The following is a 14,071-nucleotide window of genomic DNA, read 5'->3' as shown; positions in this document are numbered from 1 at the left end:
TATTGTTTACATGTAGTCTAAAATACTTGTTTTACTCATCGTACTAACCGCTTTAAGCGTCGCTTCATACGTTGCATTGATATATGCTAGGTCAGAAATTGCTACCGCCAAATCGACATCTTCAATTTCTTTACGGTTTTCTTGAAGTGCTAAATTTTGCTCGCTTAAAATCGTTTTAAACGTCTCCATTGTATTCATAGTTGAACCAACTTCAGTTGTACGGTTAATGATGCTATCTAAGTTTTTCTTACTTTCTCCTAATAGTGGTTGCAAAGCTTTTTGATCACCGTTATTCAGCGCTTCACTCATCTGTTTTAACGTTTTTATAACCGGTGATAATAATTCTTCTCCGTTACGAAATGCTTTTAATTCATAGCCATCATTTAGTTGCCAGTTCACATCATTTTTTCCACCTTGATACGTACCATCTTCTGTGAATGGAACTTGCTCAGCACTATCACCACCGAAAATATAACGGCCTTGCTCTTTCGTATTCGCTAAATATACAACTTGTTTTAAAATTTGATCAATCTCTGCACCGATTGCCTTCAATTCTTTTTCGCTATTTGTTCCATTTAACGCTTGCACTGTTAATTGATCCGCTCTTGTTAAAGATTTAAAAACACCTTGTAAAGTATTTTCAGTTTGTGTTAATACATTTTTCGAATCCGCTAAATCTTTTTGCATTTGTTCAATATTTGCTAACGAATGTTGAATCGCAAATGATTTACTTGCTGCAAGTGGATCTTCACTCATAAGAAGGTTTTTCTTCCCAGAAGTTACTTGATTTCGGTGGTATTGCTGTTGCACATTCAAATCCATCATCTGATTCTTTGCCCAGTTTGCATTTTGAAATGTAGATACTCTCATCCCTCATCTTCTCCTTTATCTATATTTGACTTGGCTCGGGGAAGCAACCACAACTGTACGGCTATTTTCTTCCCTACCATCCAATCATTTCATATCTCTGGTCTTACACGGCTTGGTCCACTAAAAGGCTCTGTCCGCTTCCACCCTTTGCAGGACCCTCTCTCTACACATAAAAGAAAGAGGCGTTTCATTTTCATTTGACATGGCTGTTCTCTAACCTAACTTATCCTACAACCACTTCATATCTCTGGTCTCACATCGCTTGGTCCACTAATAGGCACTGACCGCCTCTATCTAACTCAGGACCCTCTCTCTACACATAAAAAAAAGGGGCCTCGTTTCTATTTGACATGGCTGTTCTCTAACCTAACCTATCCCACAACCACTTCATATCTCTAGTCTCACATCGCTCGGTCCACTAAAAGGCTCTATCCGCTTCCACACTATGCTGGATCCTCTCTTCCAGCATAAAAAAGCTTTTTCTTTTTTATTACGTTTTATCTAATAATCGAAAACAGACTGTCAAATACTTCATTCATCGTTGTAATGGCCTTAGAGTTTGCCACGAAGTATTTCTGAAAGGCCATTAAATTAACCATTTCCTCTTCCATATTGACGCCTTCTATACTCATCTTTTCTTGCTGAATACCTTCTAATAAGTCTTTATGAATATTTTGATAAGCATTCACTGCACTTTTATCAGAAGCTACACCAACTATAAATTGGTCTAACGCTTGTTTATAAGAAAGACCTTCTTTATAATCTCCATCTGTAATTCCTGCCAGTTTATTTGCTGTTTCAGCAGAAATTTTCATTTTTGAAACATCTTTTGCGAATTCAGGATTTAACTGAATATCTTTCGCATGATCTCCAACGAAGAAATCTTTTCCCATCACTGTATTCACTTTATTTTTCACAGAACTCATTAAGTCTTCAATATTTTTCTTATAACTAGCAATCTTCCCTTTCGTATCTATTGCTGATTGAATGGCTCCACCTGTTAAAGGAATATCCGATCCATAAATCGCAACAGTCATCGGTTCGTTCCCCTTATTTAATTGAAGTGGATATGTGTCTTGTCCATTTACTGTTAAAACGCCATTCATTCTAACACTCGTGATATTAGGATTCATAGATTCATAAGACACTTCTATATTGGCATATTTAGACATCTCTGTAATAATGCGATCACGTTCATCTAATAGTTGATTAGGTACTTGTGTCCCTGCTTGTCCAATTTTTTTATTCGCTTCTGCTAAACTAGCACCAAGACGATTAAATTCATTGACATGCGCTTCAATATCTTCTGTCGTCTGTACTTCCGCTGTATCTAAGTTTTTCGCAAGACGATTTATTTGACTTGTGAACTTTCCAGTTTCAGCAACTAATGTATCGTAGTAGTTCGATTGTTCCGGATTTTTTGCAACTTCACGAAAAGCATTAAAAAAACCATCCATTAAACTAGATAATGAATTCTTTCCTGTAGTTCCTACCATAGACTCTACTCGTGATAAAGTAGAATTCATATATGCGTAGTAAGAGAACTCTGACAACTGATCATTAAATTGCTTCGTTTTCACTTCATCAGTAATTCGGTCAACACCTAATGTTTGTACACCTGAACCAATTCTCTGTTCTGGCGTATGACCGTTACTTGCTCCTACAGACCCTAAATTCACGGCTTGACGTACATAGCCAGGTGTATGAATGTTAGATAAGTTTTGTTTCGTCGTTTGTAATCCCATTTGGGCCGCTAGCATACCAGATAGCGGTGTATTATAATCAGATAACCTCATAATGCTTCACTTCTCCTTTACAATAGTTCATTCATAAAGATTTGCGAATTATTGTTTTTCTCCAAATTGTATTCAGAAACGGAATCTACAATACTCTCTGTAGTTTTTAATAGTACGTTTAAGTAATATTTATTTTTCAAAAGAATCATTTTTACATTTTCTTCTAATTTATTTAAACTTTTTTGTAATTCTTCCATTTTTTCAATTTCTTCCGGTGAAAAATACGAAAATAGCGAACGCATACGCAATGGTTCGACTTTCTTTTCTTCACAAAACTGAACAACCATCTCCTCAAAAGAGCGAGATAATCCTTTTGCACCTTCTATGTACTGTAATTGTTCCACTTGCAGCTTTTGAACTGCATTTACATTTTTATGTTTTAAATTCTCATATATTTGTTCTCCAAGCGTTTGAATATTTTCATATGCTTTTTGAATGATAACAAGCTTTTCATATAATTGTATGTACATATAGCTTCCTTCCCTTTTACAAGACTAAATTTACAATTAAACCATGAATTTCTCCAATTTGATTTAACATTTCTAAATGCCCTGTTTTCGTATTAATTAAATTCATAACATCTTCCATTTCATTTAATCCCACTTCAGCTTGTTTTACAATTGTCATTTTCTGCGAATATCCATAACGCGGATGACGAGACATAACGTCTTTATATTGCAGTAAGTTATCAACGTAAAAATTCAAAAATGATTTCACAGTATTTTTGTATTCCATAACATTATCAAGCGTTAACTCTAATTCAATTTTCTCTTTAATTTCCCCAATGTTATCAACTAGCGCTTCCATTTGTTCTAACAATTTATCTTTTTTTGGATCTGCATGCAAATTATCCGAAAATGCAAGTCCTGTCCTGACATTTGCTTCTTTCGGCATTTGAGTAGCAGGCGGTATATGCGATAAAATTGGATTATGCGAGATAGAACGCAGCATATATATCACCTATTTATTTTTTTATTTCTTTCAAAACTTAATCGTAAAATCCAGTTATTTATAATTATACTCTGAACACTCATATTTTGCAGTTATTTTTTATAGAAGATATGTTACAATTTAGCATGAGGTGGCACAAATCTATGAATATTTTTCTTTGTGGTTCAAATCAATTAACAGCATTAGATCAAGAAGAAATAAAAAAATTTTTAATTGACTATGCTCACAAACATAAAATTTACATATTATGCTATAAAGCTATTGAAAATGAAGTTCTTCGTTTTTTCATTGAAAACGAAAGACTCGCTCAAAATTTATGCCTTTATACGCTACAACCGTTACATGTATTAACAGACGAATTTCAAGAAGTCGTTGATTATTTAAAAAAACACGGAGCTGAATATATTGCTTTTGATCATCCTTCCGACTCCATTTATCGATCAGATTATATGTTTTTTGTAAAGCAAATTGTCGAAGATACTGATTTAGTTCTCTGTTTTTATAATGGGGATAAACATACGTCTGTCATTCCTATTGACATTGCAAAAGAAGCAGGAGTTGACGCCGTTATTTATGATTTACCAGGCTTACATGAAAAGCAGATGAAAAAAAGCTTTGAACAAAAAATTCGTATGATGTAAAGGGGGAGGCACAATATCGTTATTGTGCCTATTGTAAATATGAAAACTGAACAAAATTATGATCATTTTATTACGAGTTTTAAACAGCTATTTAATATGGATATCGCTTCCTATAAGCAAGATAGAATGCGCAGAAGAATCGATGCTTTCATTTCAAGAAAAGGTTTTGACAATTATACAAACTTTTTAAACAGTTTACGCACCGATCAAACATTATTTTTAAGTTTTATTGACTACATTACGATTAACGTTTCAGAGTTTTTCAGAAATAAAGAACGCTGGCAAACGTTAGAGACAAAAGCTCTACCAAAGCTACTTGAACAAAATAACGGTAAATTAAAAATTTGGAGTGCTGCTTGCGCTGCCGGTGAAGAACCATATACACTTTCTTTAATCTTATCGAAGCATCTAGCTCCATTTCGTTATGATATTCAAGCAACAGATCTTGATTTTCATGTTTTAGAAACTGCGAAGCGTGGTCAATATACAGAACGCTCTTTGAAAGAATTACCTAATGATTTAAAACGACGTCATTTTACAAAAGAAGATGATACATATATATTGCATCAAAATATTAAACAGCAAGTTACATTCAAACAACATGATTTATTAATGCAGACATTTGATACGAACTACGATTTAATCATTTGTCGAAATGTAATGATTTACTTTACAGAAGAAGCAAGAATAAAGCTCTATGAAAAATTTAGTCGTTCTTTACGAAAAGGCGGCGTACTATTCGTTGGTAGCACAGAACAAATTTTAACACCCGAACGCTACAACCTTCAGCGTTTTGATACATTCTTCTACGAAAAAATATAGAAAAAGGTCGTCATAATTGAAATGACGACCTTTTTTTATTATATAATACGAATCAATATAATACCTATAACCCATATAAAGAGAAATAGAGCTGTAACAGACCATTTATGCTCTTGAATCGTATGTTTCAACGCATGCGATAATTGAGCCATATTCATTTCTGCAAGTGCTCTCCACACACTTGCATCACGTTCTTTAGAAATACGATCCGTACCGCTAATTAAAATTGTTTCGTTAGACAATTTTGTCATGTAAGCTGTAATAACTGTGATCATTAAATTCGTATTTCCTTCTGATGTATCTTGTTCCACTCTAGAAATGAGCGCACTTACATCAAGTAACGGAATATGCACTTTTCTTCCAAACGAAAGCTGCACTTCAGCAAAATCATACGTTCCGTCTAATAACGGAACTCCCTTTATATGCGCTTGTTTAATAAGCCCCTGCAAACTTCTAACAATTTGTTCATATATTTTTTCCGATTGCTTTCCTTCCTCGGACAACATATGTAGCTTTGAAAACAACTGCAACACTGTATCCATTTCCTTAGAAAGCATTTCTTTTACAATCTTTCCATCACCTAAACTCGCAAGTAAAATCCCTATTTCATTATTTTTCGAAATGATTTGGGACTGCCCCGTAAACACAAGATTACTCCGTTTTCGTTCTTTCTGGATTTCATGTTCTGAAATAGCTGCAGGCTGTTTTAATGGGTGTAGCGTCTTATTTTCAATTGTAGTACGTTTAATTTCCACTTAAGCGCCTCCACTACTATCAAATTATTAGCCCCACTCTTTATTACTCTTTAAAACTAAAAACAGTACAAATAATCCTGACATAATAGCAAACACATTAGAGGCTTGTACTCCCTGTTCACTTTTTTCTTCTTTCTTCTCTTGTTGTTCTTCTATTTTTTCTTTCTTTTTAGAAACAACTTGATCATCATTTTTACTTTTTTTCTCTTTAGGAGCCTTCACATTATTTACTTCCTTATTGTCTGTCGATGGCTCTTTTATAACGTAGTTGATTTCCTCTTTCTCTTTCAACGGCTCTTTTACAAAATAGTTTGCTTTCTCGTCTTGCTTTGGGATTTGAACAACTGGAAGTTTTTCTTCCGGAAGCGGAGTCTCCATTTTCGAATCTTTCTGCTTCTCAGCTTCTTTCTTATCTTCTAGTTTATTTTGATTCTCATGTTCTTCTATCTTTTCATTATCTTCCACTTTTTGTTCGATAATAGAAATGGTATATTCACTCTCTGTCACAAGTTTGTTACCTGCCGCATCTGTTACTTCCACAATAAGTTGGTGCGGACCACTAGGTAACGCTTCTGTTATTTCAATTATTTTCTGCCAATCCAGGTCGTGTTTATTATAGTCTAATAAAAAAGTAATATCGTTACCTTCTTCTTTTCCTTTTAATATAACTCGCACTTCATTAACAACTGATTCTATATCTACCGCTTTTACTCGTATATAAACAAATTCTCCCTTTTTCCGTTCAATAAAGCTCTCTTTCGCCTCATCAATAGTAACCTTCTCTAACTTCGGCAATTCTTTATCTATAGTGGGTATTTTGTTATTAATTTGAATGAGCGGAATATTTAATTCATTCTCTACTACTTCTTCCTTCTCATCTTCTTTATAGCTTTCAACGAGCTGAAGGTTCCAATCACCTTGCAAATCATATATTCCGACTGTGTAATTAGCGACCCATCGTTTCGTTTCTTCTTCATACTCGAAAGATAATACTCTTTCCTGTCTGTACTGCTCACCATTTTTTTGTAATTGCAATACACCTTTTACACTTTGAGTATTTTTTTCATTTGGCTCTACAGCAATTCGCAATTCTTCGCCAACCTGTAATTCCTGCTTATTAACTGTAATAATTCCTCGTTCTGTTTCTATCTTTCTTTCTTCTCGTTGTTCTTTCTCCTGCTCATTCTCTACTACTTTTTTTTCATCTTCAACCGGGGGTATTTCCGTTCGTTCCGACTGTTCCCGATCTTTTATATTTTGCTCTTTTTGCTCTTCTTGCTCATTCACTTCACTTACATTTTGCTCTTGTACACTTATTTCTTCCGCTTGCCCTTGCAACGGGAAGAAAGTACATATATGTAAAAATAGCAAACTCACTAGAAAAAACTTTACGTTTTTCATCTATTTGTTCAAACTCCTATAGCGATTTCGTCACTTTTACTCCGAAAAATCCATCTACATTTACAAGCTCTCCATAAGCAACCAATACATCGTTCACATAAATTTGAATTGGTTCATCAATATCTTCATCCAGTACGACCGCTTCATTTTCTTGTAAACTTAAAATATCTTGAATTGTCCTCACTGTACTTCCAAATACAAATTTAACATTCATTTCTACATTTTGTAGAATAGATGCATCCATATACACTGGCTCTACCTGTTTAACTTCTTGATATTCAATCGGCTGTATGACTGGTGCAGGAATTTCTTCCTCTTCAATAACTTCTTCAACTATTACTTCTTGCTCTTCCATCATCGGATAAAGAAGTCGTCTAACCATTTCTTTTGCTTCTGATATTGGTAGTATTTGATACATCTTTGACTGAAGAAGGTCACCAATTTCAATGTTAAACGTAATTTGAACGAGCTCGTCCACTTCCATCGCTTCTCCCAAATATTCCATTTCTTCTTTTAACGAAACAAATTTAACATCTGGTGGTGTCATATCCATTTTTTCTTTAAATATTTCTGACATTGCTGTTGCAGCATGCCCCATCATTTGGTTCATGATTTCTTTAATACCGCTTAACTCTAATTCACTTAGTTCTTTATCCGGATCGATCTCACCCGTTCCCATCATCATTAAATCTACCATTGTTAAAGCAACATCTTTCGTAAATACGAATACGTTCTCATTCTTTAATCCTTCAACAAAATCGACATTTAATATAACAAATGGGACTGGCACTCCGTCATAATGACGAACATTAATTGCCTCTACATTTGGTGTACTAATAGAAACAGGTTGATTTAAAAGCATCGATAGTACGGTTGAAGCCGAACCAATTGAAATATTCGCAATTTCACCAAGTACATCTTTCTCTTCTTGTGTTAACTGCTCTGTCTCAACGTGTTCTTCTACAACCTCAGTTTCCACCACTTCCGTCTGCTCTTCTATTCCTTCTTCCACACCACCAGATAATTGTAATAATTTATTTATCATTTGTTTCGCATGTTCAACTGAAACAATTTGTACAAGTTTAGAGTCTATAAGATTATCTATTTTTAATTCAAACGATACTTTAACAATTACATTACTTCCATTAATACTAGAGATTTTCTCCATCTCTTCCTTAAGTTTCACAATTTTAATTGTAGGTGGGGACATATCCACCGTATCCTGGAAGAATTCCGACATAGACGTTGCTGCGAAACCCATCATTTGATTCATCGCTTCTTGTACTGCACTTAGCTCCAATTCACTGAGCTCTTTTCCTTCTTCAACTACCCCTGTTCCCATCATCATTAAATCCGCAATAGATAAAGCGACGTCTTGCTTTAAGACAAGTAGATTTTCCATATCTAATCCTTTTGTGAAATGGATATTTAATACAACATGCGGAATTTCAACATCACTTGTATCATATAAATCCACCAATTCAATATGAGGAGCAGTAATACTTACTTGCCTATTTAAGATTGTTGATAATACAGTCGAAGCTGAACCAAATGATATATTTGCAATCTCGCCAAGAATATCGCATTCTTGAGGCGTTAAATGCTCATTTTCTTTTTCTAGCACAATCGTGCTCGTATCCCCTTTTGTGTGTTGCTCAGGCATTTTCCCTGCCTCCTCATTTCTGTTTTTCTTTCAACGATATAAACTTTCTATTACACTCGTTATATTTATCAAACGTATTATTCCCACAATATTTGTAAACGACTATTGTTACACACTCAATGAATAGTTCTAACCAAAAAGCTCCCCAATTGTATACAAGTGGGGAGCTTCCTTCATTCCTATTATAAACCTTCTGGGTTTAAAATGAGGACCACTCGTCCATCACCGAGAATTGTCGCACCAGAGAAATAGTTAGAGCTCTCTGCAAAGAAGTCGCCTAATGACTTTAAGACTATTTCTCTTTGACCGATAATTGTGTTGACAATAAGTCCATAGCTACGATGTGAATTACGAACAATTAATACAGGAACCATTTGACTATCATATGATGCAAACGCATCATCTACTGTTTTTTCACCAAATACAGTGTTTAAATGTTTTACTTCAATAATTTGATTGCGATAATTTAAAACGTCTTTTCCTTGTAACGATTGAATATCTTCCTTTTGAATTCGAATCGCTTCGACTATATTACCGAGAGGCAATGCATAACGCGTATCGTTTGTTTGAACAAGCATTGATTGAATAATAGACAATGTTAACGGAAGTTCAATTCTGAATGTACTTCCTTTTCCTTCCCCAGAATCAATAATTAAATGCCCACCTAAACTATGAATCGTATGTTTAACAACATCTAATCCAACACCACGTCCAGAAAGGTCAGACACAACTTCAGCTGTACTAAATCCTGGTTGGAAAATAAGATCATACACTTCACGATCCGTTAATTTATTTGCCTCTGTTTCTGTTATAACACCATTTTTAATCGCTTTTTCTAATACTTTCTCTTTATAAATACCGTTTCCATCATCAGTAATTTGAATTACGACATGATTTCCGCTATGGAACGCTTCTAATTTAATAGTACCTGTTTCATTTTTGCCGGCATCACGGCGTTTTTCAACAGTCTCAATCCCATGATCAATTGCATTACGAATTAAATGAACGAGTGGATCACCAATTTCATCAATAACTATTTTATCAACTTCAGTATCTTCACCTGTAATTTGTAAATCGATTTTTTTCCCTAAATCTTTCGCTAACATGCGTACCATACGCGGGAAACGATTGAAAACTGTTTCAATTGGTACCATACGCATATTTAATAGTACATTTTGAATATCTTTTGAAATATCCCCTAATCGATTTAAATGCTCGATTAACTCCTTATTTTGAATCGTTTCTGCTAATTCATCAATTCGTCCACGCTCAATTACACTTTCTTCAAACATATTCATTAATGTTTCGATTTTTTCTAACTGAACACGAATAGAACGATTCTCCACTTTAGCATTTTTCGTTTTTGTAGTACGTTTAGTTGACGTATTGCTCACCGGTTGAATTGGCAGTTCTAAAGATGACTCCAGCTGTCTCGTTTCAACCTGTTGAATCGTTTCTTCCACCTGTACGCCTTCTTGTACTTTATGACTACCTTGCTTCACTTCTACTTTCTCAATTTCAGAAACATGAAGCACTACTCGTTTCAATTCTTCAACACTATGATCGGTATTCATATATACTGTAAACTCAAATCCAAAAGCATCCGCTTCAATTTCTTCAATGCTTGGAACCGTTTTTTGTATATTGCCTAAATTTTGTAATGCTTCAATACACATAATGGCACGTACTGCTTTTAAAATAGCTTGTTGTTCAACAGTTATATATACTTCATGCGAAACTGTATCATCATTATTTATATTACTTTGCTCTGCATTTTCCATAGAAGCTTCTACATTGCCGTTCAATAATGCTTCTAATTTAAATTTCGTTGATACAACATCTATATTACCCATTCCGCCTTGCTGCACATCTGCAACCATCTTTTCTAAATTATCAATGCATTCAAAAATAACATCAATAATATTAGCATTCACCATCATATTTCCATGACGGATTTCGTCTAAAACACTTTCCATCTTATGCGTTAAATCCGCCATTTCTGTAAATTCCATACTCGCAGACATACCTTTAAATGTATGAGCTGAGCGGAATATTTCTCCTACAACACCCATATCGGCAGGATTCCGTTCTAAATTTAGCACATTTTCATTTAGCGACTGTAAATGTTCTTCTGCTTCTTCAAAAAATATATTTAATAGATCTGTTTGCATTTTAATCCCCTACCTGTCTAACAAACCTTTCATTTATGTATAACAATTTAGTGTTTTAAAACGAGAAAAAAGGGGGCCACATATCTATCTACTATCATTGTTTTGATTCCTTGTGGCACCCCTTATATTAGCTGTTTGCTACTTTTGTTAAAGCTTCAATAACACGATCCGCTTGGAATGGCTTTACAATAAAGTCTTTTGCCCCGCCTTTAATTGCATCTAACACCATACCTTGTTGTCCCATTGCGGAACAAATGACAACCTTTGCACTCGAATCAATTTTCATAATTTCTTTTAATGCTTCAAGTCCGTCCATTTCAGGCATCGTAATATCTAGTGTTACAATATCAGGTTGAAGCTCTTTATACTTTTGAATCGCTTCTACCCCATTCTCTGCTTCACCGATAACTTCAAATTCAGAATTACTTTTTAACAAGTTTTTAATCATTGTTCGCATGAACATCGCATCATCTACAACTAAAATTTTATGTGCCATTCTTTTCGGTTCTCTCCTTACTATGTATAAAAATATCTTAATATTTCACCTTATCATTCTCACTCATTATACAAAATAAAACGATAAAATTTAATATTTTTTTAAAAGAATTTCTGTATTTTTATTATTTTATTACTAAAATAGAAATATATTATTCCTTAATATATATTACAACGCGACGGTTCTTCTCCCAATTTTGTGGTGAATCATTTGGTGCTACTGGTTTTGTGTCTGCATATCCTACCGCTGCTAACCTTTTATCATCCACATTATACACTTCAATTAAATGATGAATCATATTAGCTGCACGCGCTGAAGATAATTCCCAATTGGAAGGGAATTTCTCATTATGAATCGGTCTGCTATCTGTATGTCCTTCTACAACAATTGGATTTGGTACTGATTGGAAGAACCCTACTAATTGACTAATTACTTCTTTCGCTTCCGGCTTAACATTCGCATCACCTGTATCGAATATTAAATTGTCTACTATAACGATGCTAACACCTGTATCTTCTCGATATACATTCACTTGACTAACACCATTATTATCCACATATGCTTTTAACTTTTTATACAATTCATCCATGCGCTTTTTTGAAACTGCTTTTTCATCATTTTTTTCATGTGAAATATCTGGTATTGTATTTTCCGTTACTTTTGCACCTACTTGCTCCGCGTCACTGAACTTTTCAAGCATCTTTGATAATTTTACTGTATCTTGCTTTGAAGTCGCAACTAGTAATACAAAGAAAGTTAGCAATAACATCGTTAAATCAGTAAAAGTCGTCATCCAACGAGGCGATCCTCTTTGCGGTCGCTTGCTCATCATACCACTCCTCAAACTACTAGGCTGCTCGTTTTTCTTTTTTTATCTTCGTTTCATATACGTATGTACTAAGTTTCAACTTTAACTTAGAAGGAATTTGTCCTCGGTACAGCTCTGAAATTGCTTCAATTACAAACTTCTTCTCTGTATACAAATCTTCAATACCGCGATACACTTTTTCAGATAACGGTATTGCAATCATATTTGCAATCACGGATCCATACAATGTCGTCAACATCGCAACAGCCATCCCTGTACCAATTTGTGAAGTATCTTGTAGGTTTTGTAACATAATAATAAGACCGATTAACGTTCCTATCATGCCCCATGCTGGAGCGAAATCACCAATCTTATCTAATAATGTCGCTCCTTTTCTTAACTCATACACTTCTGTTTCAACATCTTTCATTAACACTTCTTTTAATTCCGCTTCATCATAGCCGCTTAACATTAAACGAATTCCCTTTTGAATAAAAGGGTTGTCTACTTGCTCTCCATCAACTTCTAACGAGAGTAAACCATGTTTTTTAGACTTCTTTGAAAAATCAACGAACAAATCCGTTAACTGTTCTAGATTTTCCTCTCTTCTATGTAAAACAGTAAAAATACTTTTCGTATATTTTTTTATTTCTCCAAATCTATATGCCACAATAATTGTCGCTGTTGTTCCCCCTATAACAATTAAAATAGATGGAACATCTAAGAAATTGTTAAAAGCTTTTATTCCACCACCGCCAAGCATGATCGCCGCAATTACAATGACGAAACCTATTACAATGCCAAATGGGCTAGAAATATCAAACTTTCTCTTTTTCCTTTGTGGCCTAACTAATACTTGATTTTCGTCTCCCATATTCCTGCCCTTCCTTTTCATTTTTATAAAACATTTTTTTATTTTAATAATGCGTTTTCACATATAACATTCATTATACGCTTATCATCTATTTATCGCAATATACTCATAAAATTGACACATTTCATTTCCATATTAGAATTATAGTATGGAAATATGAGGAGGATCACGATGGAACATAACATTTTGCAAGTCATTGCATTAGCAGAAAAACTAAAATATGAAATGCGACATAGTTGGCTTTCTAACGGACGTCAAGAAAGTGTTGCTGAACATACGTGGCGTATGTCCTTAATGGCTATCTTAGTTGAGCCTTATTTGGATCAAAAAGTAAACATAGAAAAATTACTTAAAATGGTCATAATTCACGATCTTGTTGAAGCAGAAGCTGGTGATATTCCTGCCTTTGATACAATGAATAGCCATGAATTACAATTACAAAAACAAAAAAATGAGCAAAAGGCTATTTTAAATATTAAACATACACTAGAAGGTTCTCTTGGCGAAGAATTATACGATTTATGGATGGAGTTCGAAGCGAAAGAAACGTATGAAGCAAAAGTTGCTAACGCGCTCGATAAACTTGAAGTAAAAATTCAACATAACGAAGCTGATATTGATACTTGGCTACCAATTGAGCATAAAATGACTTTCCAAGTTGGTAAACATACAGATTTTGACTCTTTCTTGTCTAAATTACAAAAAATCATTGAACAAGACGGAGAAAAAAAATTAATCGCTTCCGGCATTGATGTTGAAGCATGCAAACAGTAACCATTTAATTATGAAATAAGACACTCATTTTGAGTGTCTTATTTCATAA

General features: G+C 34.3%; 14 protein-coding genes. 3 read left to right on the top strand and 11 right to left on the bottom strand.

Translation table 11 applies throughout. From position 1 onward, the window contains the following. Positions 1 to 6 precede the first annotated feature (6 nt). The 4 genes from V7038_RS19755 to V7038_RS19740 all read right to left on the bottom strand — a co-directional run bounded on the left by V7038_RS19755 (position 7) and on the right by V7038_RS19740 (position 3,617). The gene (locus tag V7038_RS19755) at positions 7 to 870 is read right to left on the bottom strand and encodes a flagellar hook-associated protein 3 (RefSeq protein WP_335695530.1); all 864 of its coding nucleotides are present in this window, start codon (positions 868 to 870) and stop codon (positions 7 to 9) included. A gap of 497 nt (positions 871 to 1,367) precedes the next feature. Continuing rightward, positions 1,368 to 2,666, bottom strand: a complete 1,299-nt coding sequence (gene flgK / locus V7038_RS19750; RefSeq protein ID WP_335695529.1) for a flagellar hook-associated protein FlgK — start codon at positions 2,664 to 2,666, stop codon at positions 1,368 to 1,370. Positions 2,667 to 2,683: 17 nt separating this feature from the next. Then, entirely contained in the window at positions 2,684 to 3,136 is a 453-nt protein-coding gene (locus V7038_RS19745; RefSeq protein ID WP_335695528.1) for a hypothetical protein, read from the bottom strand. 16 nt (positions 3,137 to 3,152) lie between these two features. After that, complete coding sequence (locus tag V7038_RS19740; protein WP_002149161.1) at positions 3,153 to 3,617, bottom strand: YaaR family protein; 465 nt, start codon at positions 3,615 to 3,617, stop codon at positions 3,153 to 3,155. A 143-nt stretch (positions 3,618 to 3,760) separates the two neighbouring features. On the opposite strand from V7038_RS19740, the gene V7038_RS19735 reads away from it, so the two are divergent. Both V7038_RS19735 and V7038_RS19730 read left to right on the top strand, forming a co-directional pair. Continuing rightward, a complete protein-coding gene (locus tag V7038_RS19735) occupies positions 3,761 to 4,258 on the top strand; it encodes a flagellar motor switch protein FliG (protein ID WP_002201059.1) in 498 nt (165 codons plus the stop codon). 39 nt (positions 4,259 to 4,297) lie between these two features. Then, positions 4,298 to 5,080: a CheR family methyltransferase gene (locus tag V7038_RS19730; protein WP_335695527.1), complete on the top strand. Its 783-nt coding sequence runs from the start codon at positions 4,298 to 4,300 to the stop codon at positions 5,078 to 5,080. A gap of 38 nt (positions 5,081 to 5,118) precedes the next feature. Here V7038_RS19730 and V7038_RS19725 read toward each other — a convergent pair whose 3' ends face one another. The 7 genes from V7038_RS19725 to V7038_RS19695 form a co-directional block, all read right to left on the bottom strand. Further along, positions 5,119 to 5,835, bottom strand: coding sequence for a hypothetical protein (locus tag V7038_RS19725; protein ID WP_070139044.1), 717 nt, complete (start codon positions 5,833 to 5,835; stop codon positions 5,119 to 5,121). 27 nt (positions 5,836 to 5,862) lie between these two features. After that, positions 5,863 to 7,236, bottom strand: coding sequence for a transglycosylase (locus V7038_RS19720; protein ID WP_335695526.1), 1,374 nt, complete (start codon positions 7,234 to 7,236; stop codon positions 5,863 to 5,865). A gap of 16 nt (positions 7,237 to 7,252) precedes the next feature. Further along, positions 7,253 to 8,899 carry a flagellar motor switch protein gene (locus V7038_RS19715; RefSeq protein WP_002201063.1) on the bottom strand — a complete coding sequence of 549 codons (1,647 nt, stop codon included), beginning with the start codon at positions 8,897 to 8,899 and terminating at the stop codon, positions 7,253 to 7,255. A 182-nt stretch (positions 8,900 to 9,081) separates the two neighbouring features. Beyond that, entirely contained in the window at positions 9,082 to 11,070 is a 1,989-nt protein-coding gene (locus V7038_RS19710; protein WP_070139042.1) for a chemotaxis protein CheA, read from the bottom strand. A gap of 127 nt (positions 11,071 to 11,197) precedes the next feature. Further along, positions 11,198 to 11,566, bottom strand: a complete 369-nt coding sequence (locus V7038_RS19705) for a response regulator (RefSeq protein WP_000940577.1) — start codon at positions 11,564 to 11,566, stop codon at positions 11,198 to 11,200. 151 nt (positions 11,567 to 11,717) lie between these two features. After that, the gene (locus V7038_RS19700) at positions 11,718 to 12,395 is read right to left on the bottom strand and encodes an OmpA family protein (protein WP_002201065.1); all 678 of its coding nucleotides are present in this window, start codon (positions 12,393 to 12,395) and stop codon (positions 11,718 to 11,720) included. Between the two features lie 19 nt (positions 12,396 to 12,414). Then, complete coding sequence (locus V7038_RS19695; protein ID WP_070139041.1) at positions 12,415 to 13,248, bottom strand: flagellar motor protein MotP; 834 nt, start codon at positions 13,246 to 13,248, stop codon at positions 12,415 to 12,417. Positions 13,249 to 13,419: 171 nt separating this feature from the next. Here V7038_RS19695 and V7038_RS19690 point away from each other — a divergent pair, with 171 nt between their 5' ends. Next, positions 13,420 to 14,022 (top strand): HD domain-containing protein, encoded by a 603-nt coding sequence (locus V7038_RS19690; RefSeq protein WP_070146375.1) that lies wholly within the window; start codon positions 13,420 to 13,422, stop codon positions 14,020 to 14,022. The last annotated feature ends 49 nt before the right edge of the window (positions 14,023 to 14,071 follow it).

The sequence above is a fragment of the Bacillus sp. JJ783 genome (assembly GCF_036963225.1).
Taxonomy (GTDB): Bacteria; Bacillota; Bacilli; order Bacillales; family Bacillaceae_G; genus Bacillus_A; species Bacillus_A cereus_U.
The sequence above is the reverse complement of the archived record's forward strand: the minus strand, read 5'-3'. Positions and strand labels throughout refer to the sequence as shown.

Bases quoted from the DNA above. Each gene is read 5' to 3' on its own strand.
- V7038_RS19755 (WP_335695530.1), bottom strand. From the start codon at position 870: ATGAGAGTATCTACATTTCAAAATGCAAACTGGGCAAAGAATCAGATG.
- flgK (WP_335695529.1), bottom strand. From the start codon at position 2,666: ATGAGGTTATCTGATTATAATACACCGCTATCTGGTATGCTAGCGGCC.
- V7038_RS19745 (WP_335695528.1), bottom strand. From the start codon at position 3,136: ATGTACATACAATTATATGAAAAGCTTGTTATCATTCAAAAAGCATAT.
- V7038_RS19740 (WP_002149161.1), bottom strand. From the start codon at position 3,617: ATGCTGCGTTCTATCTCGCATAATCCAATTTTATCGCATATACCGCCT.
- V7038_RS19735 (WP_002201059.1), top strand. From the start codon at position 3,761: ATGAATATTTTTCTTTGTGGTTCAAATCAATTAACAGCATTAGATCAA.
- V7038_RS19730 (WP_335695527.1), top strand. From the start codon at position 4,298: ATGAAAACTGAACAAAATTATGATCATTTTATTACGAGTTTTAAACAG.
- V7038_RS19720 (WP_335695526.1), bottom strand. From the start codon at position 7,236: ATGAAAAACGTAAAGTTTTTTCTAGTGAGTTTGCTATTTTTACATATA.
- V7038_RS19715 (WP_002201063.1), bottom strand. From the start codon at position 8,899: ATGCCTGAGCAACACACAAAAGGGGATACGAGCACGATTGTGCTAGAA.
- V7038_RS19710 (WP_070139042.1), bottom strand. From the start codon at position 11,070: ATGCAAACAGATCTATTAAATATATTTTTTGAAGAAGCAGAAGAACAT.
- V7038_RS19705 (WP_000940577.1), bottom strand. From the start codon at position 11,566: ATGGCACATAAAATTTTAGTTGTAGATGATGCGATGTTCATGCGAACA.
- V7038_RS19700 (WP_002201065.1), bottom strand. From the start codon at position 12,395: ATGAGCAAGCGACCGCAAAGAGGATCGCCTCGTTGGATGACGACTTTT.
- V7038_RS19695 (WP_070139041.1), bottom strand. From the start codon at position 13,248: ATGGGAGACGAAAATCAAGTATTAGTTAGGCCACAAAGGAAAAAGAGA.
- V7038_RS19690 (WP_070146375.1), top strand. From the start codon at position 13,420: ATGGAACATAACATTTTGCAAGTCATTGCATTAGCAGAAAAACTAAAA.